The sequence below is a fragment of the Ochrobactrum teleogrylli genome (assembly GCF_037482325.1).
Taxonomy (GTDB): domain Bacteria; phylum Pseudomonadota; class Alphaproteobacteria; order Rhizobiales; family Rhizobiaceae; genus Brucella; species Brucella teleogrylli.
The window spans coordinates 2,966,183-2,987,569 of record NZ_JBBHKQ010000001.1; the positions used below are offsets into that span (position 1 = coordinate 2,966,183).

Consider the following 21,387-nt stretch of genomic DNA (forward strand, 5'->3'; position numbering starts at 1 on the left):
CTTTTTCACTATCGCATTTTCGAACGCAAAACCGCTTCGCACTTTTGCTGAAAATGCTGGTTACTCTTCCGAAATCTCACGGCCCAGAAGTGCGCTTTGCAAAAGTGTGCGCACCCGGCTTTCCATGGTGCGGGCCAGCATCTTGCGGTCTGTGGCTGCCGTGACAACCATCGGCTCGCCGAAGCGGATTTCAACATCGATGGCGCCTTCGCGCAGGATACCTTTCAGATGCGGCATCAACTCGACATCGCCCGGCCAGGATGCAATCGGGCGAAAATAGCGCCCCATGGCCATGCCATGCACGCCGGTATAGGCGATGGCGACCGGCTGCACGAGCACTTCCGGCACACCGGCTTCCCTGATCGCCGCATGGGCTGCACCGAAAAGTGCCGTCTTGAACGGCAAGACGCGATTGCCATCGGAGGTCGTGCCTTCGGGAAACAGCACCATGGCATCTCCCTCGCTCATCCGCGTGGCGATTTCAGAGGTTTGTTCGCCAGTCTTGCCGCGCCGCTCGCGCTCGACAAAAACGGTCCGCTGCAAAACAGCGAACATGCCGAAAATCGGCCAGTTGCGCACTTCGGACTTGGCGATGAACGACACCTGTCCGACCGAGGACAGGACAACAATGTCGCTCCAGGACGTATGATTGGCGACCAGCAACAACGGGCGACCGCGATGCATTTCGCCGACGGTGCGCACCCGAAAGCCGAACAACCGCGCAATCACGCGGTGGAAAAAATTGGGCAGGCTGCGTTTCCAGCCATTCCTGAGTTTCAGAAACACATATTGAACCGGGATCAGCGACAGGCTCAGCATGACCATGGCGGCGAGAACGAGAAAGACCCGGATCGCGCCGATCATTGCGGTCTCTTCAGATCGCGGCGCAGAACGAGCGCTGCCGAGCGCCCATTGGCGGTTTCGTAATAGGCCGGGCGATCACCGACCTTCTGAAACCCGAGACGCCGGTAAAGCGCCTGCGCCGCGACATTGGCTTCATCGACTTCGAGAAACAGCGTTTCCGCCCGTTCCTGATAGAGATAGCGCAACACCGCATCCATCAGCGCGCGACCGACACCCTGCCGTTGCACATCGCGAGAAACCGCGATGGTGAGAATTTCCGCCTCTCCGGCAACCAGCCGCGCCAGAACGAAACCGCAGGCGTCATTGGGCTTGCCTTCCGCACGGGCGACAAAGCCGAAAACCGTATCCTGCGCGATCAGCGAGCGAAAATCATCCGAGCTCCAGCCATGGTGAAACGCGACGGCATGAATGCGCTGGATCACATGGCTGTCCTGCGCGCTGAGCGCTTCCACCGAAACCTGTCGGCGACCGAAGCGACCGAATGGCAAGCCCATCATCGCCTATTCTCCGGCCTGCCTGCGCGGCAATGCAAACCCGACCTGCGGCTTGGCATCAGGCCCGCGCATATAAAGCGGCTTCGGCGCATCACCGGGCGCGCGCGCGGCTGCCAGGCGGGCGAAAGTGGCGATATTGGCGGTCGGTTCGACAGGACCAAGCGCAAACTTGTCGCCCAAGGCCTCGTTGATCGACTTTGCTGCCGATCCGGCCAGCACGGTATCGAGGGGCGCATTGCCAGCAAAAGCTTCCGCTTCCTCCCGCGACAGGACCGATGGCTTGGACAGGGCAGCACCATTGGCATCGAATGTCTGCGCGTAAATCTCGCCGCGATGCGCGTCGAGCAGGACGGCTACCGGCTTGCCCGGCATGTGTGTAATTGTCTCATCCGCCAGCGCCTCGAAGGCGGTGACGCCAATCGCCGGGGACCCGAGCGCCAGTGCAAAGCCTCGCGCCGCCGAAACACCGATGCGCACGCCCGTGAAAGAACCGGGGCCGATATTCACCGCCACGCGATCAATATCCTTAATCGCCACGCCTGCCTCGACCAGCGCGCGCCCGACATAATCCATCAGCACTTCGGCGTGCCCCTTGCCGATATTCTCGCTGATCTGAGCAAGAACGACATCGCGGCCAGCGTCATAGACGGCGGCGGCGCAATAGGAAGCGGCGGTATCGAGGGCGAGTATCTTCATGCACTTCCGGGTAAATGAGAATTGGCCCCGCGACAAGTCTAACCGTGCCGAAGCCGACACCAATTCATCGCCAAAGAGCAGCGGTTCTTATCATTTTCATCTTTTTCTGCGGAACAAAATCGGCTGACAGGCGTTTTTTCGTCGGGTGCGGGATGATTCCGTTTGCGCCTCTTTTCGACCGCCCCGACGCTGGCGATTCTCCCAATAGCTGCGAGCCAGCCAATCGCTCGCGCCTGATTGTGCAAAGGATATGAGGATAAAATGTCCAATAAGTCGACGCATGCAACCCGCAACGATCTTCCTTCCAACACCAAGACGTCCATGGTCGCGCTTCTGAACGAAAATCTGGCTGCGACCATCGATCTTGCACTGATCACCAAGCAGGCGCATTGGAACCTCAAGGGACCGCAATTTATTGCAGTGCACGAGATGCTCGACGGTTTCCGCACCGAACTTGACGATCACGTCGACACCATTGCCGAACGGGCGGTGCAGCTTGGCGGAACGGCCTATGGCACATCGCAGATTGTGGTGAAGGAAACGAAACTGAAGCCCTATCCGACCGATATTTATGCGGTTCACGATCATCTGGGCGCGCTGATCGAGCGTTATGGCGATGTCGCCAATCTTCTGCGCAAATCGATCAAGGATTCAGACGAGGCGGGCGACGACAACACGGCGGATATTTTTACCGCCGCTTCGCGCTCGCTGGACAAGGCGCTGTGGTTCCTCGAAGCCCATGTGCAGGAAAAGAATTGAGGCTTCAGCTCATCGCAATCATGAAGAAGGCCGGGAAATTTCCCGGCCTTTTCAGTTCGGTATGTTGAATTTTCAGCTGACCCATTCGCCGCGACGCATCACCGGCTCGCGGCTACCATCGGCCTTGATGCCATCAACGTCGATTTCACCGGAACCGATCATCCAGTCAATGTGGATGAGGCTGGAATTGCCGCCCTGCGCCTTGATCTGTTCCGGCGTCAGCTTGGCGCCGTCGATGAAGCACTTGGAATAGCACTGGCCGAGCGCGATATGGCTCGCAGCATTTTCGTCGAACAGCGTGTTGTAGAACAAGAGACCGCTTTGCGAGATCGGCGACGAATGCGGCACCAGCGCCACTTCGCCGAGCCTGCGCGCGCCTTCGTCCGTGTCGAGTACCTTCGACAGCACTTCCTCACCACGGCTCGCCTTGGCTTCGACAATCCGGCCCGCTTCGAAACGCACGGCGATATTCTCGATCAGTGTGCCCTGATGCGAAAGCGGCTTGGTGCTGGCGACATAACCATCGACGCGCAAGGCGTGCGGTGTGGTGAAAACCTCTTCCGTTGGAATATTCGGATTGCAGGTAATGCCGTTTTTCGCCGTTGATGCGCCGCCGTGCCACTCGTGGCCGTCGGCAAGCCCGACCGTCAGGTCCGTGCCCGGGCCCTTGAAGTTCAGAGCGCTATAAGCCTTGCCGTTCAGGAAACGGGTGCGGGTGCGAAGCGCTGCATTATGCGCGGCCCATGCGCCGATCGGATCTTCGACATCCACGCGTGAAGCGGCAAAAATGGCTTCGGCCAGCTTGCGGGTCGCAACCTCTTCCGGCTCATTCGGGAACATCAGCTTCGCCCATGCCACATTTGGATAGGAAACGATGTTCCAGTTGATATCGAAGCCCGCGATCTTTTCCAGCGCAGGCTGATAGGCCTTAGAATTTGCGCGATTGGCACGCGAAACCTTGGCGGCGTCCTGGCTGGACAGGAGCATCGGGTTGTCGGCAGCAATCGCAAGACGCGCCGCACCTTCCGAATAGGCCTTGGCCATACCCTGATAGAGCCAGTCCGCGGCGCGGTCGAAGCTTGCATCGGGCGCGTTTTCATAGCGGGCCAGCGCAATCTGATCATCGGCGAAGAACGGCGTCACCAGACCTGCGCCAGCCTTATAGGCGTGTTTGGCAATCAGCCGCACCAGCGGCAGGGCGACAACCGGCGCCGTGATGATCAGATCCTGTCCCTCGCGCAATTGCAGGCCGACGCGCACGGCGACTTCCGCCAGACGTTCGAGCTTTACCGGATCGATGACAGGATTTTGCATATCGTGAGCCATGAGCTGCGGGACCTCTTTTGATGCGAAGACGCGTCCCTTTAAAAAAAGAGCGCGGTTTGGAATCAGTTCTATACTCTCGTTATCAGTTTACCAAACGGCATAATTTCACCACTCTTTTTCATGCACCTGCGCTATTATTGAAGCAGCGGGCAGTTACACAGGACGAATGACGATGAACCGGAAACTACTTGTTTTGTTGGGGCTCGCAGGCCTGCTGGCTGGTTGTGTCACCATGACACCGGAAGAGCGCCGCGCCGCCGACGAACAGACATGTCTCGGCTATGGCTTCAAGCCACGGACCGACGCATTTGCCAACTGTCTGCAGCGGCTCGATCTCGACCGCCGGGCGGATCGCCGCGCCTGGGAAAACCGCGTCGATTTCTACGATCAGCCCATCATGCTCTATCAGCCGATCTATCGTCCGGTCGTGGTTCGTCCCCGCTAATAGCGATGGAATGCAGAACTCAAATAAAAAATGCGGGCCAATCGGAAAGATTAGCCCGCACCAAATCTGTTCAACTCAACTTATAGAGGCGTTTCCGGACGGTCCTGCGACAGAAGCAATGCGCCGATTGCATCGACCTGCTTCTGGTCTGCCGCCGCATAGCCAAGCGATTGCGGCTGGCTTGCCGGTGCCGACGTATCGAATTGCGGCTGATAGGACGCGACCTGCTGAATTTGCGGCTGCGCCGTCGCTACATCGTTGTTATGCGCAAGGCGATTGCCCCGCGCCTGCGGTCCAAGGCCGCTGCCACGCACAGAGGTTTCCATCTTGGACGCATCCGCCAGCGCGACCTGTACGGTTGGCGCTGCTGCCGGAACCGGTCCCGCCTGCGGCAAGGTCACGTCATAGGACGGGTCTTGCGGCAGCGACGGCGATTGCGGCGAATAGGCGAGCGCGAGGTTATATGGTTCCTGCGGCACCGGATTCTGCAACGAACCGTCGCGATTGCGTTTTTCGTAGAAGGAATTACCGCCGGCAACCAGCACATAGTGCATGTTGTTGTAGGGGAACTTCAGGCCTGCCGTATGGAAGAACATGGCGTTCTTCAGCTTCGGATGGCGCTGGCCTTTCAGCACGGCGTCGGCTGCGGCCTGAACATCGGGCAGCTTGCTGGATTCCATCTTGCGGGTGAGAACGCCGGGCGCGAACTGGTTCTTCTGGCCGACGACGCCGCAAATCGTATCGGGATAACGGCCCGATGCGAGGCGGTTCATCACAACCGTGCCGACAGCCATCAGACCATCGGAACTGGAGCGGTTCGATTCGAAGAACATGGCGCGCTCGAGGCACTCCTTGTCCCTTGCCGTATAGGTATAGGTCTTGACACCGTTGACCGACTTGACGTGACTTACGGCCGCCGTCTTCTCGGTCTTGGCTGTGGTGCCGGTCGTCGTGCAGCCCGTCACTACGAAGGGCGCTACGAGCAGTCCTGCCAATACAGGCAGCTTCCAATTACCAGCGCGCGTCAACGGCTCAGTCTCATATTCAGGACCCTTAACTGAAGCAGTCGATCCGAAGGCCAAAAATGACCAATACGGGTCTAGCTGCGGTGCAAGTCAAAGCAGGCTAAGATCAAAAATCAAACAACCTGCCATCGCTCGTCTTCTTCAAGGTTTTGGAATTTTTAGGCCAAAAAAAGGCAATGGGTCAAATTCCGAAATTGCTGAAACCATCGAAATGGTCGCAAATGAAACCCGAATCACGAGCGCAATTGTCCACACAAACCATTCAAAACTATTAATATTTTCTTAATGAACCTGCGGAAAAGAGATAAACCTTTGATTTGATGGAAATGATATTTCCTCAATACAGGTCACAACCCTGCCTTAATTCGCAACTGCTGTAAAATTTTGATATATCTTGCTTCATCAGGTTGGGAAAATCTGCGGCGTAACTGTTTTAGCAAGTCCTGCGCCGGTTCCTTCAACTTTGATACAAGAAGCGTAACATTCCGTGAGATTAGCGATTTACAGCCGTTTCAGCGTCTCCCGGACCGAATCGGCTGGCAAGGATAACAGGCCGCAAGAGCGCTTCAGAAAGTGATCGAGCCCGCCTTTCGATGAGGAAAGACGGGCTCGAAAAGAAGTTTTTTATCGACGCACGATCAGCCGAAAGAATATCCCGCGCCGCGTACCGTGCGGATCGGATCGAGCGCACGACCCAAGTTGATGGCCTTGCGCAAGCGTCCGACATGGACATCCACGGTGCGATCATCGACATAGATATCCGGTCCCCAGACACCGTCGAGAAGCTGACTGCGCGAGAAAACGCGGCCCGGCGACATCATGAAATATTCGAGCAAACGGAACTCCGTCGGTCCAAGACGGACTTCCTTTTCCTTGCGGTAAACGCGGTGCTGCTGACGGTCGAGCACCAGATCGCCTACTTTCAGAACATGCGACAGCAGGCTTGGATTGGCACGGCGCAGCATCGCCTTGACGCGGGCCAGGAGTTCCGGTGTCGAGAAGGGCTTCACGACATAGTCGTCGGCCCCGACGCTTAAACCCCGAACGCGTTCGCTTTCCTCGCCGCGCGCGGTCAGCATGATGACCGGCAGGCGTTCCGTCTCCGGCCATTGGCGCAGACGGCGGCACAGTTCGATGCCCGATACGCCGGGAAGCATCCAATCGAGGATGAGGAGATCAGGGACGTTCTCGCGCAGCGCGATTTCGGCCTCGTCGCCGCGCAGCATCGTGTCCACCTGATAGCCTTCGGCCTCAAGATTGTAGCGCAGCAGAACGCTCAGCGCTTCTTCGTCTTCCACCACAGCGATTTTGGGTACCTGTGACATCCATTATTCCCTATCTTAAACCGGCGAGCGGAAGATACACGTCCCCCCATCGACCGCGTGCCGCCGCGCTATTCACACATTCTCCACCGCATTTGGGAGCAATCCGGCAATCTGCCCTGATCGCTTCAAATGCAGCGCTTACTCAGGGCTTGCGTGCCTCATCCACGACGATGCCGTGGCTCAGGTCTTCCTTCGGTCGTTCGGCAGGCATCTGCAGGCCGGTCACGATGTAATAAACGGTTTCCGCGATGTTGGTCGCATGGTCGCCGATGCGCTCGATATTCTTGGCGCAGAACAGAAGATGCGTACAGGCGGAAATATTGCGCGGATCTTCCATCATATAGGTGAGCAGCTCGCGGAACAGCGAGGTGTACATGGCGTCGATCTCGTCGTCGCGATCACGCACGACATTGATCTGCTGCACCGAGCGCGACGAATAGGCGTCGAGCACGTCTTTCAGCTGGGTCAGCGCCAGTTCGGCGAGCGTTTCCAGACCGCGATAGAGCTTGACCGGCTGGCGGGATTCCGAAACGGCGGCAACGCGCTTGGCAATGTTCTTGCCCAGATCGCCAACGCGCTCCAGATCGGCGGAAATGCGGATCGAACCGATGATTTCGCGCAGGTCCACCGCCATCGGCTGGCGCTTGGCGATGATCATCACGGCCTTGTCGTCGATTTCGCGCTCGCTGGCATCCAGGATCAGGTCGTCGGAAATGACGCGCTGCGCAAGGGCGTTGTCGGCATTGACGATCGCTGCGACCGACTGTTCGACCATACGTTCCGCATGTCCGCCCATTTCGGCGATCTTGTGGGTGAGAAACTTCAGTTCCTCATCGTAGGAACGAACGGTATGCTGAGACGGCATGGTAGACCTCGTAATATAAATTGCGGGGAAGCCGCACTTCTGTTTGTTCTGACGCAATCCGCGCGCAAGGGTTGCTTTCCCCTGCCCCCGGTTTGTTAGCCGAAGCGTCCGGTGATGTAATCCTGCGTGCGCTTTTCCGTCGGCGCAGTGAACATCGTTTCCGTGTCGCCCACTTCGACCAGATTGCCGAGATGGAACATGGCGGTGCGCTGCGAAACGCGGGCCGCCTGCTGCATTGAGTGCGTAACGATGACGATGGTGTAGTTCTGGCGCAGTTCGTCGATCAGCTCTTCCACCTTGGCGGTGGCAATCGGATCAAGCGCCGAGCAGGGTTCGTCCATCAGGATGACTTCCGGGCTAACCGCGATCGCACGTGCAATGCACAGGCGCTGCTGCTGGCCGCCGGAAAGGCCCGTGCCCGCATCGTGCAGGCGATCCTTCACTTCCTCGAACAGACTGGCCTTCTGCAGGCTGGTCACGACGATTTCCTCCAGATCGGCCTTCGTGCGGGCCAGACCGTGAATGCGCGGGCCGTAGGCGACGTTCTCGTAGATCGACTTCGGGAACGGGTTCGGCTTCTGGAACACCATGCCGACACGGGCGCGCAGTTCCACCACGTCGATCTTCGGATCGTAGATATCCTCATTGTCGAGCGTGATCTTGCCAGCGATGCGGCAACCTTCAATCGTGTCGTTCATGCGGTTGAGCGAACGAAGGAAGGTGGACTTGCCGCAGCCGGAAGGACCGATCAGCGCCGTCACCATCTTTTCCGGAACATCCAGATTGACGTCGAAAAGGGCCTGCTTCTCACCATAGAATACGCAAACCTTGTCGCCGCGCATCTTTACGGAACTGGCGTTGGCGTTCATCTTTTCTCCTACGGCTTTCTCGAGAGTTCGTTCAGTCATCAAATTCATAGCTTCGACTCCCGTTTACCAGCGGCGCTCGAACCGGCGGCGCAGAATGATTGCTGCAATGTTCATCACGGCCAGGAACAGAAGCAAGACGATGATAGCGCCGGACGTGCGTTCCACAAAGGCGCGTTCTGCTTCATTGGCCCACATATAGATCTGGACAGGCAAGGCGGTCGCCGGGTCCATCGGCGTGGACGGAACATCCGCCACGAAAGCCACCATGCCGATCAGCAGAAGCGGCGCGGTTTCGCCCAGCGCATGGGCAAGCCCGATGATCGTGCCCGTCAGAATGCCGGGTGCGGCAAGCGGCAGCACGTGATGAAACACCATCTGCGTCTTGGACGCGCCGAGACCGAGCGCTGCTGCGCGGATCGACGGCGGCACGGCGCGCAGGGCGGCACGCGTTGCGATAATGATCGTCGGCAGCGTCATCAGCGTCAGCACCAGACCGCCGACCAGCGAGGCTGAGCGCGGCAGGTTGAAGAAGTTGACGAAGACCGCAAGCCCCAGCAGACCGAACACGATAGACGGTACAGCTGCGAGGTTGTTAATGTTCACCTCGATCATATCCGTCCAGCGGTTCTTCTTGGCGAACTCTTCCAGATAGATCGAAGCGGCGACTCCGATAGGCAGAGCCAGACCCAGCACGATCAGCATCATATAGAGCGAACCGACCAGCGCCACGCCGAGCCCCGACGTTTCCGGGCGGCTCGATGCGCCATAGGTGAAGAGGCCGGTGTTGAATGCCTCCTTCATGACGCCTTCTTCCGAAAGCGTCTTCATCCAGCCGACCTGACGGTCCGATACCTTGCGGCTCGTTTCAGGGACGGTCAGATCGATCTGCCCCTTGAAGGCGGAATCGATATCCGCACCGGCCAGAACCGGAACAGTTTGTGTCGTGCCGATGATGGCCGGATTGTCCATCACCATCTGGCGCAGCTGAACGCGCACGCCGTCGGAATAGAAGCGGCCAAGATCGCGCATGGCCGGGCGGTCGGTGGTTGCGACGCCGAGCTTTTCAGCCAGCGCATTGCGCACCAGAAGCGGATAGTTCGCGGCGATCAGCACGTTCGGATCGGTCGCCCGCTTGTTGCCCGGATCGATCACCTGCGCGTCGATCTGGACCGGAAGGTAGAGCGTCGTCTGCCAGAAGGCGGTGTAGCCCTTGGAGAAAACCGAGAACAGCAGCGCGCAGAGGAAGAACACGCCAATGGCGATTGCTGCGATGCCATAGAGGCGGAAGCGGCGTTCGGCAGCGTAGCGGCGTTTCAGTCCGATATCGCGGCGGGCGGGCTGTGCAGTCGCCGTACCGCTTGCGTTGAAGGTCGTATCGGTCATTATTCGTACTGCTCCCGGTACTTGCGCACGATATGCAGCGCAAAGATGTTCATGATCAGCGTCAGGACGAAAAGCGTGATGCCAAGTGCAAAGGCAACCAGCGTCTGCGGCGAGTTGAACTCAAGGTCGCCGGTCAGCTGATTGACGATTTTCACCGTGATGGTGGTCATCGCGTCGAATGGGTTGATGTTGATACGCGCCGCAACGCCTGCCGCCAGAACCACGATCATGGTTTCACCGATGGCGCGTGAAGCGGTCATCAAAAGTGCGCCGACGATGCCCGGGAGTGCCGCAGGCAGGACAACGCGCTTGACAGTTTCGGAGCGGGTGGCGCCAAGACCGAGCGAGCCGTCGCGCAGCGTGCGCGGCACGGCGGTGATGATGTCGTCGGAAAGCGACGACACGAAAGGAATAAGCATCACACCCATGACGAGACCGGCGGTCAAAACGCTCTGCGCCATGATGAAGCCCTGACCGCCCGCAATCGCGGCGGAAAGATCACGCAGGAACGGGCCGACCGTCACAAGGGCGAAGAAGCCGTAGACGATACTGGGAATACCGGCGAGCAGTTCAAGCACCGGCTTGACCACCGTGCGCACGCGCGGCGAGGCATATTCGGCCATGTAGATGGCGGCGAACAGACCGACCGGAACCGCGAACAGCATAGCGACCAGCGCGATATAGAGCGTACCGGCCAGAAGCGGGATCAGGCCGAACTGGCCCGTCTCACCGCCGGAACCGGCAGCAGCAAAGCGGGGATCCCAGACCGTGCCGAAGAAGAAATTCCACGGCGAAACCGACTGAAAGAAGCTGATCGTCTGAAACAGCATCGAGCAGATGATGCCGACAGTGGTCAGAATGGCGATGCCCGACGCCGCGATCAGCCCCCACAGCACGATGCGCTCGACATTGTTGCGGGCGCGCATGCGGCGGTTGATCGTGGAAAGACCGAAAATCAGACCGGCAACCGCAATGACCAGCGCCACGGCAGCGCCGATCGTGTGCGTGAGGTCCGTCGCCTTCTTCAGATAGAGGGCGATGGGCACCATATAGTCCTGACCCTCGGTTGCGAGAGCCACGCCCTTGTTGCCGAGAACCGAGCGCGCATCCTGATAGTTGGTCGGGAAGCTTTCCAGCTCAGCCGGTGTCAGGCGCTCAAGCCCGTTGGCGAGGCCGCGCACCATACCGAGCTGAAGGCTGCGATTGGTGTAAGAACCCTCCTCGACGGCATCGGGTAGTCGTGCGGTGGCGCTGTGATCGAGATAGACGGACGATCCGACAGCCCAGACGGCAAGAAACAGCACTGCAGGCAATGCAGAAACGAGGAAAACCCACCAGCCATGATAATGCGGGCGGGAATGCATTTTCTCGGCCGTCGATCCTTGCCCTGAACCTTGGGGCGCGACAGGCTGCGCTTTGTCCAGTGCAACGGCGCGCTGACGGCCAATAAAGAAGCCGACCAACCCGATTGCAATGACGCTGACGAGAACCAGAAAGAAGGACATTCAATTTCCCCGGTTGCCCTGAAAAATGCGAAACGACATAGACGTGTCCCCAATGACCAGACTGTCAGTTCCGCGCGATTGCGCCTCTCATATTAGAATGGCGCGAAAGGAGAAGAACGCGGGGAGGTTTCATCCCCGCGTTCCACAGTTTTAGACTTACTTTGCAGCCAGCGTCTTGCCTTCGGTGAAGGCGGCGCGCTGTGCTTCGCGTTCTGCATCCGGAGCCGGAACCAGACCATATTCAGCGAGCGGGCCGTCAGGACCGATCATCTGGTCGTTCAGGAAGAAATCGACATATTCCTTGAGGCCCGGCACGACGCCGAGGTGAGCCTTCTTCACGTAGAAGAACAGCGGACGCGAAACCGGATATTCACCCGAGGCGACGGTGGCAGCCGATGGCGTGATATCGTTGACGGTCGCAACCTTCAGCTTGTCGGCATTGTTTTCGAAGAAGTAGAGGCCGAAAACGCCAACGCCGGTTTTGTTGGAGTCGATGCGCGCCAGCGTTTCAGCATAGTCGCCGTCGATGTCGACAGCCTTACCGTCCTTACGCACTGCGATACAGGCCGAAGCGGCAGCCTTGTCGTCGAGACCGGTCTTCTTGATTTCGTCCAGAGCGCCGGAGTGCTTGCAGCCGTCGGCCAGAACCTTTTCTTCGAAAACTTCACGGGTGCCGTGCTTTTCGCCCGGGATATAGGCAGCAATGTCCCAATCCGGCAGGTTCGGGTTAACCTGGTTCCACTTGGTGTTTGGATTGTCGACCAGCTTGCCATCGACAACAACCTTGGCGGCCAGAGCCTTGTAGACGTCTTCCGGCTTCAGCTTCCAATCCGGACCCTTGGCGTCGGTTGCGAAGACGATGCCGTCATAACCGAAGCGCACTTCCTGAACGTCCTTGACGCCAGCGTCAACGCACGACTTCAGTTCCGAATCCTTCATGGCGCGCGATGCATTGGCGATGTCGATGGTGTTTTCACCGACGCCCTTGCAGAATTCCTTGATGCCGGCGCCCGAACCGCCCGATTCAACAACCGGCGTCTTGAAGTTCGGATAGGTTTCGCCGAAGGTTTCAGCGACGATCTTTGCATAAGGCAGCACGGTGGAGGAACCGGCAACCTGAATCTGATCGCGCGCCTGGGCAGCGGAAACCGACAGAACGGCGGCAATGGCCAGCGCCGCGGTCGAGGAAATCATCTTGTTCATGAGCAGCAGCTCCTGTTGTAAAAAGCCTATGACGATTAGCGTCAGTAGCCGTCTACGCGCTCTATATTACATTCATATGACAGTAATGTTACAGGTTTGTAGCAATCCACCCTCCACCAATTGTGTGGGACTTTGGATGCAATGGAAGAGCTGCTGGAACTGTTATGGGAATCAAAGCCGTAAGCTTGGCAAACGGGCTCCCGTGGCTTCGATGCCCGCCACATCGGCATTGGCAAAGGCAAAGCGCAGAAAAGCTTCCTGCCCATCACCGAAGAAGACACCCGGCAATGTGACAATGCCGAGCGACTTCGCAAGGCGCTCTGCAACCGTCACCGATGATAGGCCCTCGAAAGGGTGCCGCACGAAGGCGAAATAGGCGCCCACCGCTTCCACACGCCAGCCATCGACCGCCGCCATGACGGAGCGAAGTGCTGCAGCCCGGCGCGCGATTTCCTTGCGGTTCTCGTTGCGCCAGGCTTCCAGCGGCGCAAGCGCACGGGCAACAGCCACCTGCGGGGCGCGTGTGGCGCAGATTTGCAGATTGTCCATCACCTTGACGATATTGGACACCATATCGGCACCCGCAACAATCGCCCCCAGACGATGTCCCGGAATGCAGAAGGATTTCGAGAAGCTGTAGAGCTGGATCAGATGCGACGGCCAGTCAGCCTCGCCGAATAACTCGTGCGGCGCCTCACCGGCAGTCGGCAGAAAATCGCGATAGGTTTCATCGAGGATCAGCCACGTGCCGTTGGCGCGGCAAAGCGCATAGATCTGGCCGAGCAGTTCCGGCGGGTAGACCGCGCCGGTCGGGTTGTTCGGGGAAACAAGCGTCAGCGCCCTCACACCGGGATGCAGCGCCGCCCGCACATCCTCAACCGTTGGCACAAAGCCATTTTCAGCACGGCAGGGAAAGGAAGCCGGCTTGATGCCAAGCATTTCCAGTGACGAACGGTGGTTGAAATAGAACGGGTCGGTCGTCAGCACCGTATCGCCGCTGCCAGCCACGCACATGATGGCCGCGATGAAAGCCTGATTGCAGCCGGATGTGACATGCACATTGCGCGCTTCAATCGAAGCGCCATAAAGCGAGCCGACATGTCCGGCATACGCCTGACGCAGCCCAGCCTCGCCTTCAATCGGCCCGTAGCCTGCGCAGGCGAGCGAACCCGCCGCCTCGCCCAGAAAGCGCAGCATGTCGGGATGCGGCGGATAGCCCGGAACCGCCTGCGAAAGATCGATCAGCGGGCCGTGGCTGCCGTCATAATCCCGCGCCCAGGCCTGCACAGCCGGAATGGGCGGCGCGGAGAGTTGATCGATCAGCGGATTGACGGCAGGCAAATTCATCAGTGGCTCCCATAACGATGACGCCACTCTTATCGCGAAGGGATGAGGGTTTAAAGCGGTTACTCGCTGGGCCGAGAAAGCACATAGGCGGCAGAGCCCAGCATGAAGATGGTCACCGCAATCGCCAGCAGCGGACCCGGACGGGCGCCCCACCAGAAAAAACCGTAGCCGACAAGCATGCCCAGGCAGGCATAGAACTTTGCCTTTGGTGGTATCGCGCCACGGTCACGCCACTTGACGATCAGCGGGCCAAAACGGGGGTCGGCAAGAAGCCGTGCTTCAAGTTTGGGCGAAGACCGCGCAAAGAACCAGGCCGCCAGAATGATGAAGATGGTCGTCGGCATGACCGGCAAGACGGCGCCGATGATGCCAAGCGCAAGCATGACAAAGCCCAGTACGAGATAGAGCGCCCGCTTGCCAGCGGATATCGCCGGAACGGAGGCATTCTTGTTCGTGTCGGGATGATCGTCCTGCATGTTTTCCGTTGGAATCGCACCTGTTCGCCACAGGCTTATAGCAGGATTTCTTCCATAAATTGCACTGGCTGCACGGTCAAAGAAACGTCATAAGCGCCGTTTTCCGGCCTGTGGATAAGAAAAAACCGACCTGTAAAAATTGCCACACACACGGCCAAATTGCATTTTTGCCCGGAAAACGCCGCATTTCGACAACTTTTAGAAGAGGCTTTAAAACTTGCGTTACAAATAAAAATTGTAGGGTCAGGCGACAGCCGCAGAACGGCTAAAAGCAGTTTTTCTTGGATTCCACCGCATAAAACAAGGCCACACGAAGCGACGCGTCAGATTCCTAACGAATCGTAAACGCTTTTACAGCAACAGAACCGAATCCTTCAAAATATTCCTCAGTTATGTTTCGAAATATAAGTAAACAACGCATAGTATAGGATGATATTCCGCTGCGGATATAGATTCAATTATCGCATAATGTTCTCATTCGAACCACGTCATCGCCACATTTAGATTCCACTTCGCTCAGGTCTTTCTCAGCAAAACTGTCAAAGCGCCCCGTTAACAACTAGTGGAACTGGTATGAACTTCAAGACCCGTATGGCTATGCTCGGCTTTGCAGCAACCAGCCTTCTCGCTGTCAGCGCAATCGAAGCCTCGGCACAGCAATGCGGCGGTGCCTCCTGGTACGCCCTGACCTCCCGCACGGCTTCGGGTGAACGTATGAACCCAGCCGGATTGACCGCAGCGCACCGCTCCCTGCCGCTTGGCAGCAAGGTCAAAGTTACCAATCAGAGAAATGGCAAGTCGCTCGTCGTGCGCATCAACGACCGCGGCCCGTTCATCAAGGGACGCGTGCTGGATCTCTCCAAGGGTGCTGCAAGCCGTCTCGGCTTCATCGGCGCCGGACATACCAAGGTCTGCTTCACGCCGATGTGATCCGGCGTAAAGCAATGATCAGATTTTAGAGCGCATCTCGAAAAGCGGGAGCCGGTTTTCGGAAAAGATGCGCGTAAAAACGAAGAATTAGAGCAGTACCAGCCTGGGCTGGGCAGGTACTGCTTTCAACTCTTCCGGGATACGCTGTTTGCGATCCAGCCGATCGATGAACCAGCGGGTCAGATTGATCCAGACGTCGTCTTTTTCCGCCGCATCCTCGATGCCGTGTTCGAGATTGGGATTGTCGTTGACTTCGATCACCACGACACCGTCATCCGTCTCCTTCAGATCGACACCGTATAATCCATCGCCAATACACCGCGCAGCGCGCAGGCCGGTTTCCAGAACCGCTTTGGGCGCATCCGCCAGCGTATAGGTGCGAAAGCCGCCCTCAAGCGGTTTGCCGCCCGTATCGTGCTTGACGATCTGCCAGTGGTTTTTCGCCATCATATACTGACAGATGAAGAGCGGCTTGCCGTCGAGGACGCCCACACGCCAGTCGAACCGGGTCGGCATATATTTCTGCGCCAGCAGAAGATCGCTGTCCTGAAGCCACAGCATCGCCAGCGCCTTCAGCTCCGCAATATCCTTCACCTTCTTCACCCCGCGCGAGAAGGACGAATCCGGTATCTTGATCACCAGCGGAAAGCCCAGAATATCGGCTGCCCGCTCCAGATCCTCCTCGCCCGCAATCATCACGGTCTGCGGCACGGCCACATCATTGGCCTGCATCAGTTCGTGCAGATAAACCTTGTTGGTGCAGCGGATCATCGAAATCGGATCGTCGATGACCGGCATGTTTTCCTGCTGCGCCCGTCGCGCAAAGCGATAGGTATGGTTGGAAATCGACGTGGTTTCGCGGATGAACAACGCGTCGTAATTGGCAAGTCGCGACAGGTCCTTCCTGCCGATGGGGTCCACTTCAACGCCGAGGCGCGCTGCGATCTTCGCCCAGTGCTTCAGTGACGCCATGGATGAAGGCGGCATCGCCTCTTTCGGATCGCAAAGCGTGGCGACCGTATAACGGGCCGGAACCTTTGGCTTGGCCGCCCGCCATTCGCGCTGCGTGTAGCGGTCGAGCGCATCCTCGAAACGCTCCTTTTGATGTTTTGAGAATTTCGCAATATTGGCAAAGCCGATTTTCTGGATACGCGCCCACTCGCCGGGCTTGACCGTTACTTCCAGCGACGGCGCACGGAACCAGTCGAACAATAGCCTGCCGAAACGCTCGAATTCCGGGTTCTCGGCCAGCCCGAAATGGACGTGGATGGTTTCTGGCGCTTTTTCGGGATGCTTGCCCAACGCCTTGTTGAGCATGTCTTCCAGCTCGGGAATGGCATTCTCATAGAGCCGCCGTTCGGACAGATCAATCATCGTCTCGACGGACGGAATGATCCGGTGACCGCGCGCCTCCGCCAGAAGCGAGGCATAATAGCCGCGGCTTTGATAGGTATAGCTCCGCGACAGGTTGATAATGCGCGGGCGCTGCTGGCCGTTGAACAGGGCCGGATGCGCGAGATAATCGCGATTGGTCATGACCTTGTGCGGTGTCGCGCCATTGTCGATATCCGAGAGGCGCCCAACGAGAATGACGCAGATCGTCATCAGTCTGTCCCTTTTTCGAGAATCACCGCTGCTCTCAGCCCATCGCTGCCGAAGCGGGCGATGCGGTCGAAGATGTGGAAGGGAACCGGCACATTGGCCGCATCGGCGATGCTTTCGCCCTGTTTCTCTTCCACCCACGGATCATGAATAAAAATGTGACGGCCATCTTCGCCATGGACGAGCACCCAATGCGGCACCTTGTTGCCGAACATGAGATAGCCGCTGATCAGAACGATCACCGACGCGCCCCGCCGCAGCGCCGTGATGATGTCGAACAAAGTGAAACCGCGATATTCCACCGGAATGCCATAGGCTTCCGTGCGCTGGCGGAAATCGGTCTGTGCAAGCCGCATCACCCGGCGCTTCTTTTCCGAACGCACCGATTGCAGAAACAGCATATCCTCAATGGAGACGATGATGGATGCCTTCAATCCATGCTCGTGCCCGGCGACGGCAAGGCCGAAAGGTTCGCAGCCGCCCGGCCCGGACATCATGTAGATCGTGGTTGCATCGCGCCACAGGCGGATTTCCAGCACCGGATCGAGCGCGGTTCCGGGCTTGTACCGGGCAAGCGCCATCATCAGGCAGGCCGCACCACAGGTGAAATCGGTCGTCTGCCGGTAATAGGCAAATGGTGTTGCCAGAGGCACGCCGCCGCGCACCGTCTTTTCGAAACGCAAGGCGTTGGAATGGTCGGCATAATAATCGAGATAGCGCCCAATCGGGCGATAGCCGTGGCGCTTGTAAAGAGCGATCGCCCGCGCATTGTCCTCGCGCACTTCAAGCCGTAGCAGCGGACGGTCATGCTCAAAGGCCGCCGTCTCTGCCGCCTGGAGCAAAAGCGCGCCGATCCCCTTGGCGCCTGCATCCGGATCAACGGCAATCGAATAGAGCCGCGCCAGTGCCGTACCGTGCCGGAAAAGGATCATCGCATAGCCGATGATCTGGCCGTCAGCTTCCGCAATGATGGTTTCCGCAGTGGGGCGCGCGATCAGGGCGCGAAAGGAGCGTCGGGAAATGCGGTCTGTTTCGAAACAGCGCTCTTCGATGCGCAATAACGCATCGATGTCGTCTGCCGTGGCCTTGCGCGTGGTTGCGCTTGTCATCCCGTGGCCTTTGCAAATGGACCTCAAAGGTCCGGTGGAATGTGCCAACCATTGGCATATTCGCTGGCAAAAACAAGCTCCCTCAGCATGGCAAAATTATGAGTGGTCACCAAGCGTACAAAACGCCTGAAAAACCCAACAAATTCAATCATAGATTGTATTATTTCAGACCACCCGCGTTAACCATTAATTAAGATGTTGGGCGGTGAAGCGGCAAATCGAATTGACTCGCAAGTGTTTCAGATTTTAACGTTTCGTTAATAAAAGAGTTTCCGGCAAGGGCGTTGAGTATGTTTTGCGTTGTTCGCTCGACCAAGAAAATGATGGCAGCTGCTGCTTTCGCGGCTTCGGTGCTGATGACAGGCTTTGGTGCTGAAGCAGCCTCTGGCGACTTCATGCAGACTGGCAAGGTCACCTCGCAGCCAATCGGCCATTACGAATTCTGCAAGCGCGAAGCGCAGGAATGCAATATTGCCAGCCGCGACACCAGCCCGTTGCCGCTCGGTCATGCCAACTGGCAGCGCATTGTCGAAGTCAATCTTTCGGTCAATGAACGCATCAAGCCGATGACCGACGTGGAAATCTACGGCGTCGAGGAATATTGGGCTTATCCGACCACCGTTGGCGATTGCGAAGACTATGTGCTGCTCAAGCAGCGCGAGTTGCAAAAGGCCGGCATTCCGATCAGCGATCTTCTGATCACCGTCGTGCGCAAGCCGGACGGCGAAGGCCATGCCGTGCTGACCGTTCGCACCGACCGCGGCGACTTCGTTCTCGACAATCTGACCGACGAAGTTCTGCGCTGGAACGAAACCGACTACACCTATCTGAAGCGTCAGGCCGCGAACAATACCGGTCGCTGGGTCACCATCGAAGCACCGGACAATCTGTTGGTCGGCTCGGTTCGTCATTAGAGCGGTTCCGGTTAGCACGGAATCGTGGAACCGCTCTGTCTATTTGTTTTTGCGCATTATCCCACGCAAAACCGCTACGCACTTTTGCTGGAAATGCTCTAAATCGAAAGCTTACCGAAATTGAATTCAGGCCCGGAACGTGATAGACAGTCCGGGTCTAAAAAGGAGAGGTCGGTGCGGTTAGCCCGGCTCCCGTGCAACGGCATAGTATAATGCCAGAGACGGGTCCTGACCTTCGCGGTTCTGCGATCGCAATGTGTCCCCTGACCTTCAACTCCGGAGCAATGGTGCGCCGGAGGATCAAGGGTTTGGACAATGAAACAGCAAATTTCCGTTATTACACTCGGTATTGCCGACCTCGCCAATTCGCGTCGCTTCTATGTCGAAGGCTTCGGCTGGACGCCGATATTTGAAAATGACGAGATCATCTTCTACCAGATGAACGGGTTCGTTCTCGGCACCTTCCTTAAATCATCGCTCGAAGCCGACATGAACCGTCGCGGCCTTGTGCAACCGGGGGCATTTTCGCTCGCCCATAATGTGGAGCAACAAGCAGATGTCGCGCCGCTGATGCAGCGGCTGACAGAGGCAGGCGGGACGCTGCTGCGCGCTGCCGACGCGCCCCCGCATGGCGGCTTTCGCGGCTATGTCGCCGATCCCGACGACCACGCCTGGGAAATTGCGTGGAACCCGGCCTGGCGCATCGATGAAAACGGGCTGGTGACCTTCGGGATCTAAGCCCCGGAACGCGACCATCTGCGGCGTGAGCAATCACGCCGCAGAAATCAACCGTTCCGCACCGATGCGGTAGGAAATTGCGCCAGCCAGATGAATGCGGCTGATTTGATCCACCCCATCGAGATCGGCCAGAGTGCGCGCAACTTTCAGGATGCGGTGATAGGCACGGGCGGAAAAGCGCATCTGCTCGCTGGCGTCGCGCAACAGCTTCATTCCCGCTGCATCCGGTCGCGCCACCTCCTCGATCAGATTCGCCGAGCAATAGGCGTTCGCCATCGACGGATCGAGCCCCAGCGCCGCATAGCGCGTGGCCTGCACGGCGCGGGCGCGGGCGACACGCTGCGCCACGGTCTCGCTGCGCTCCGACTGCGCGGGCTGGATCAGGTCGAGCGCCGAGACAGCGGGCATGTCGACACGCAGGTCGATGCGATCCAGAAGCGGGCCGGAAATCCGCGCCTGATAATCCGTCTGGCAGCGCGGCCCGCGCGCGCAACTGTGGCCGGGCTCGCCCGCCATCCCGCATCGGCATGGGTTCATGGCGGCAATCAGTTGAAAGCGCGCCGGATAGCTTGTGCGATGATTGACCCGGGCGATCAGACATTCGCCCGTTTCGAGCGGCTGGCGCAGCGAATCCAGCACCTGCGGTGAGAACTCCGGAAACTCATCCAGAAACAACACGCCATTATGCGCCAGCGACACCTCACCCGGGCGGGCGCGCAAGCCGCCGCCGACCATCGCCGCCATCGAAGCGGAATGATGCGGCGACCGGAATGGTCTGCGGTCGGACAGTTTTCCGCCCGCAAGCTCGCCCGCAATGGACGCGATCATGGACACATCCAGCAATTCGCGCGGCGCAAGGCGCGGAAGGATCGACGGCAGGCGTTGCGCCAGCATCGACTTTCCGGAACCGGGCGGGCCGACCAGAAGCAGGTTATGATTGCCTGCTGCGGCGATTTCCAGCGCGCGTTTGGCCGTTTCCTGTCCCTTGATATCAGCAAGGTCGGGCAGGTTTTCGCTGGAAACCCGCATGGACGGATCGGGCGGCGTCAGCACCTGTGTTCCACGAAAATGATTGGCCAGCGCAATCAGGCTGCGCGGCGCGAGAATGTCGATATCGGCACCGGCCCAAGCAGCTTCCGGACCGCAGGCATAGGGGCAGATCAGCCCCTTGTCTTCCCGATTGGCACCGATCGCAGCGGGCAAAACACCCGCGACAGGCGTAATCGACCCGTCGAGCGAAAGTTCGCCCAGCACCAGATAGGATTGGATGGCGTCTGCCGGAATGGCGCCGATGGCCGCCATCAGCCCGACCGCTATCGGCAGATCGTAATGCGAACCTTCCTTCGGCAGATCGGCGGGCGCCAGATTGACCGTGACCCGCTTGGTGGGCATGGATAGCCCGGAAGCATGCAAGGCCGCCTGCACGCGCTCGCGGCTTTCCGCCACCGCCTTGTCGGGCAGGCCGACAATCGAGATGTTGTGGTCAATTAATTTATAGATTATTCCTATCTG

At 58.4% G+C, this 21,387-nt stretch carries 21 protein-coding genes; 5 read left to right on the top strand and 16 right to left on the bottom strand.

Translation table 11 applies throughout. The features are described from left to right. Positions 1-60 precede the first annotated feature (60 nt). From olsA to tsaB, 3 genes are read right to left on the bottom strand one after another with little or no spacing between them, the layout of a single operon-like run. Positions 61-864 carry a lyso-ornithine lipid O-acyltransferase gene (gene olsA, locus WIX40_RS13860; RefSeq protein WP_339440269.1) on the bottom strand — a complete coding sequence of 268 codons (804 nt, stop codon included), beginning with the start codon at positions 862-864 and terminating at the stop codon, positions 61-63. Continuing rightward, complete coding sequence (gene rimI, locus WIX40_RS13865) at positions 861-1,361, bottom strand: ribosomal protein S18-alanine N-acetyltransferase (protein ID WP_109370096.1); 501 nt, start codon at positions 1,359-1,361, stop codon at positions 861-863. The genes olsA and rimI overlap by 4 nt, the downstream gene beginning before the upstream one ends. A gap of 3 nt (positions 1,362-1,364) precedes the next feature. Further along, positions 1,365-2,054, bottom strand: coding sequence for a tRNA (adenosine(37)-N6)-threonylcarbamoyltransferase complex dimerization subunit type 1 TsaB (tsaB, locus tag WIX40_RS13870; RefSeq protein ID WP_339440270.1), 690 nt, complete (start codon positions 2,052-2,054; stop codon positions 1,365-1,367). Positions 2,055-2,315: 261 nt separating this feature from the next. Here tsaB and dps point away from each other — a divergent pair, with 261 nt between their 5' ends. After that, on the top strand, positions 2,316-2,813 hold the full coding sequence (dps, locus tag WIX40_RS13875) for a DNA starvation/stationary phase protection protein Dps (protein ID WP_339440271.1): 498 nt from the start codon (positions 2,316-2,318) through the stop codon (positions 2,811-2,813). Positions 2,814-2,885: 72 nt separating this feature from the next. Here dps and WIX40_RS13880 read toward each other — a convergent pair whose 3' ends face one another. Next, the gene (locus tag WIX40_RS13880) at positions 2,886-4,139 is read right to left on the bottom strand and encodes an aminopeptidase (protein WP_339440272.1); all 1,254 of its coding nucleotides are present in this window, start codon (positions 4,137-4,139) and stop codon (positions 2,886-2,888) included. A 166-nt stretch (positions 4,140-4,305) separates the two neighbouring features. On the opposite strand from WIX40_RS13880, the gene WIX40_RS13885 reads away from it, so the two are divergent. Then, entirely contained in the window at positions 4,306-4,584 is a 279-nt protein-coding gene (locus tag WIX40_RS13885) for a hypothetical protein (RefSeq protein ID WP_121536978.1), read from the top strand. 80 nt (positions 4,585-4,664) lie between these two features. On the opposite strand, the gene WIX40_RS13890 is transcribed toward WIX40_RS13885, so the two are convergent. The 9 genes from WIX40_RS13890 to WIX40_RS13930 all read right to left on the bottom strand — a co-directional run bounded on the left by WIX40_RS13890 (position 4,665) and on the right by WIX40_RS13930 (position 14,582). After that, positions 4,665-5,612 carry a cell wall hydrolase gene (locus WIX40_RS13890; RefSeq protein ID WP_109370091.1) on the bottom strand — a complete coding sequence of 316 codons (948 nt, stop codon included), beginning with the start codon at positions 5,610-5,612 and terminating at the stop codon, positions 4,665-4,667. Positions 5,613-6,247: 635 nt separating this feature from the next. Continuing rightward, entirely contained in the window at positions 6,248-6,934 is a 687-nt protein-coding gene (gene phoB / locus WIX40_RS13895; RefSeq protein ID WP_078337701.1) for a phosphate regulon transcriptional regulator PhoB, read from the bottom strand. A gap of 142 nt (positions 6,935-7,076) precedes the next feature. Next, on the bottom strand, positions 7,077-7,799 hold the full coding sequence (gene phoU / locus WIX40_RS13900) for a phosphate signaling complex protein PhoU (RefSeq protein WP_109370090.1): 723 nt from the start codon (positions 7,797-7,799) through the stop codon (positions 7,077-7,079). Positions 7,800-7,894: 95 nt separating this feature from the next. Then, positions 7,895-8,716: a phosphate ABC transporter ATP-binding protein PstB gene (gene pstB, locus WIX40_RS13905; RefSeq protein ID WP_121536974.1), complete on the bottom strand. Its 822-nt coding sequence runs from the start codon at positions 8,714-8,716 to the stop codon at positions 7,895-7,897. A gap of 15 nt (positions 8,717-8,731) precedes the next feature. Beyond that, positions 8,732-10,051: a phosphate ABC transporter permease PstA gene (gene pstA, locus WIX40_RS13910; RefSeq protein WP_109370088.1), complete on the bottom strand. Its 1,320-nt coding sequence runs from the start codon at positions 10,049-10,051 to the stop codon at positions 8,732-8,734. Further along, entirely contained in the window at positions 10,051-11,556 is a 1,506-nt protein-coding gene (pstC, locus tag WIX40_RS13915; protein ID WP_339440275.1) for a phosphate ABC transporter permease subunit PstC, read from the bottom strand. Before pstC ends, pstA begins: the two co-directional genes overlap by 1 nt. A 156-nt stretch (positions 11,557-11,712) precedes the next feature. Then, a complete protein-coding gene (locus WIX40_RS13920; RefSeq protein WP_109370086.1) occupies positions 11,713-12,759 on the bottom strand; it encodes a PstS family phosphate ABC transporter substrate-binding protein in 1,047 nt (348 codons plus the stop codon). 171 nt (positions 12,760-12,930) lie between these two features. After that, positions 12,931-14,100, bottom strand: a complete 1,170-nt coding sequence (locus tag WIX40_RS13925) for an aminotransferase (protein WP_339441039.1) — start codon at positions 14,098-14,100, stop codon at positions 12,931-12,933. 65 nt (positions 14,101-14,165) lie between these two features. Beyond that, the gene (locus WIX40_RS13930; RefSeq protein ID WP_339440276.1) at positions 14,166-14,582 is read right to left on the bottom strand and encodes a YbaN family protein; all 417 of its coding nucleotides are present in this window, start codon (positions 14,580-14,582) and stop codon (positions 14,166-14,168) included. A 573-nt stretch (positions 14,583-15,155) separates the two neighbouring features. On the opposite strand from WIX40_RS13930, the gene WIX40_RS13935 reads away from it, so the two are divergent. Further along, complete coding sequence (locus tag WIX40_RS13935) at positions 15,156-15,512, top strand: septal ring lytic transglycosylase RlpA family protein (protein WP_078337695.1); 357 nt, start codon at positions 15,156-15,158, stop codon at positions 15,510-15,512. 87 nt (positions 15,513-15,599) lie between these two features. Here WIX40_RS13935 and WIX40_RS13940 read toward each other — a convergent pair whose 3' ends face one another. Further along, a complete protein-coding gene (locus WIX40_RS13940) occupies positions 15,600-17,117 on the bottom strand; it encodes a RimK family ATP-grasp domain-containing protein (protein ID WP_171316972.1) in 1,518 nt (505 codons plus the stop codon). Next, complete coding sequence (locus tag WIX40_RS13945) at positions 17,117-18,223, bottom strand: peptidase C39 family protein (protein ID WP_339440278.1); 1,107 nt, start codon at positions 18,221-18,223, stop codon at positions 17,117-17,119. The genes WIX40_RS13940 and WIX40_RS13945 overlap by 1 nt, the downstream gene beginning before the upstream one ends. A gap of 290 nt (positions 18,224-18,513) precedes the next feature. On the opposite strand from WIX40_RS13945, the gene WIX40_RS13950 reads away from it, so the two are divergent. Next, entirely contained in the window at positions 18,514-19,137 is a 624-nt protein-coding gene (locus WIX40_RS13950) for a transglutaminase-like cysteine peptidase (protein WP_109370082.1), read from the top strand. 315 nt (positions 19,138-19,452) lie between these two features. After that, entirely contained in the window at positions 19,453-19,875 is a 423-nt protein-coding gene (locus tag WIX40_RS13955; protein WP_109370081.1) for a VOC family protein, read from the top strand. A gap of 33 nt (positions 19,876-19,908) precedes the next feature. Here the strand turns inward: WIX40_RS13955 and WIX40_RS13960 are convergent, their stop codons facing one another. Then, entirely contained in the window at positions 19,909-21,384 is a 1,476-nt protein-coding gene (locus tag WIX40_RS13960; protein ID WP_339441041.1) for a YifB family Mg chelatase-like AAA ATPase, read from the bottom strand. Positions 21,385-21,387 lie beyond the last annotated feature (3 nt).

Excerpts from the sequence above, each read along its gene's own strand:
- pstB (WP_121536974.1), bottom strand. The coding sequence starts at position 8,716 with ATGAATTTGATGACTGAACGAACTCTCGAGAAAGCCGTAGGAGAAAAG.
- WIX40_RS13945 (WP_339440278.1), bottom strand. The coding sequence starts at position 18,223 with ATGACAAGCGCAACCACGCGCAAGGCCACGGCAGACGACATCGATGCG.
- WIX40_RS13955 (WP_109370081.1), top strand. The coding sequence starts at position 19,453 with ATGAAACAGCAAATTTCCGTTATTACACTCGGTATTGCCGACCTCGCC.
- WIX40_RS13950 (WP_109370082.1), top strand. The coding sequence starts at position 18,514 with ATGTTTTGCGTTGTTCGCTCGACCAAGAAAATGATGGCAGCTGCTGCT.
- tsaB (WP_339440270.1), bottom strand. The coding sequence starts at position 2,054 with ATGAAGATACTCGCCCTCGATACCGCCGCTTCCTATTGCGCCGCCGCC.
- WIX40_RS13940 (WP_171316972.1), bottom strand. The coding sequence starts at position 17,117 with ATGACGATCTGCGTCATTCTCGTTGGGCGCCTCTCGGATATCGACAAT.
- dps (WP_339440271.1), top strand. The coding sequence starts at position 2,316 with ATGTCCAATAAGTCGACGCATGCAACCCGCAACGATCTTCCTTCCAAC.
- WIX40_RS13930 (WP_339440276.1), bottom strand. The coding sequence starts at position 14,582 with ATGCAGGACGATCATCCCGACACGAACAAGAATGCCTCCGTTCCGGCG.
- rimI (WP_109370096.1), bottom strand. The coding sequence starts at position 1,361 with ATGATGGGCTTGCCATTCGGTCGCTTCGGTCGCCGACAGGTTTCGGTG.
- WIX40_RS13885 (WP_121536978.1), top strand. The coding sequence starts at position 4,306 with ATGACGATGAACCGGAAACTACTTGTTTTGTTGGGGCTCGCAGGCCTG.
- pstC (WP_339440275.1), bottom strand. The coding sequence starts at position 11,556 with ATGTCCTTCTTTCTGGTTCTCGTCAGCGTCATTGCAATCGGGTTGGTC.
- WIX40_RS13880 (WP_339440272.1), bottom strand. The coding sequence starts at position 4,139 with ATGGCTCACGATATGCAAAATCCTGTCATCGATCCGGTAAAGCTCGAA.
- pstA (WP_109370088.1), bottom strand. The coding sequence starts at position 10,051 with ATGACCGATACGACCTTCAACGCAAGCGGTACGGCGACTGCACAGCCC.
- phoU (WP_109370090.1), bottom strand. The coding sequence starts at position 7,799 with ATGCCGTCTCAGCATACCGTTCGTTCCTACGATGAGGAACTGAAGTTT.
- WIX40_RS13935 (WP_078337695.1), top strand. The coding sequence starts at position 15,156 with ATGAACTTCAAGACCCGTATGGCTATGCTCGGCTTTGCAGCAACCAGC.
- phoB (WP_078337701.1), bottom strand. The coding sequence starts at position 6,934 with ATGTCACAGGTACCCAAAATCGCTGTGGTGGAAGACGAAGAAGCGCTG.
- WIX40_RS13920 (WP_109370086.1), bottom strand. The coding sequence starts at position 12,759 with ATGAACAAGATGATTTCCTCGACCGCGGCGCTGGCCATTGCCGCCGTT.
- olsA (WP_339440269.1), bottom strand. The coding sequence starts at position 864 with ATGATCGGCGCGATCCGGGTCTTTCTCGTTCTCGCCGCCATGGTCATG.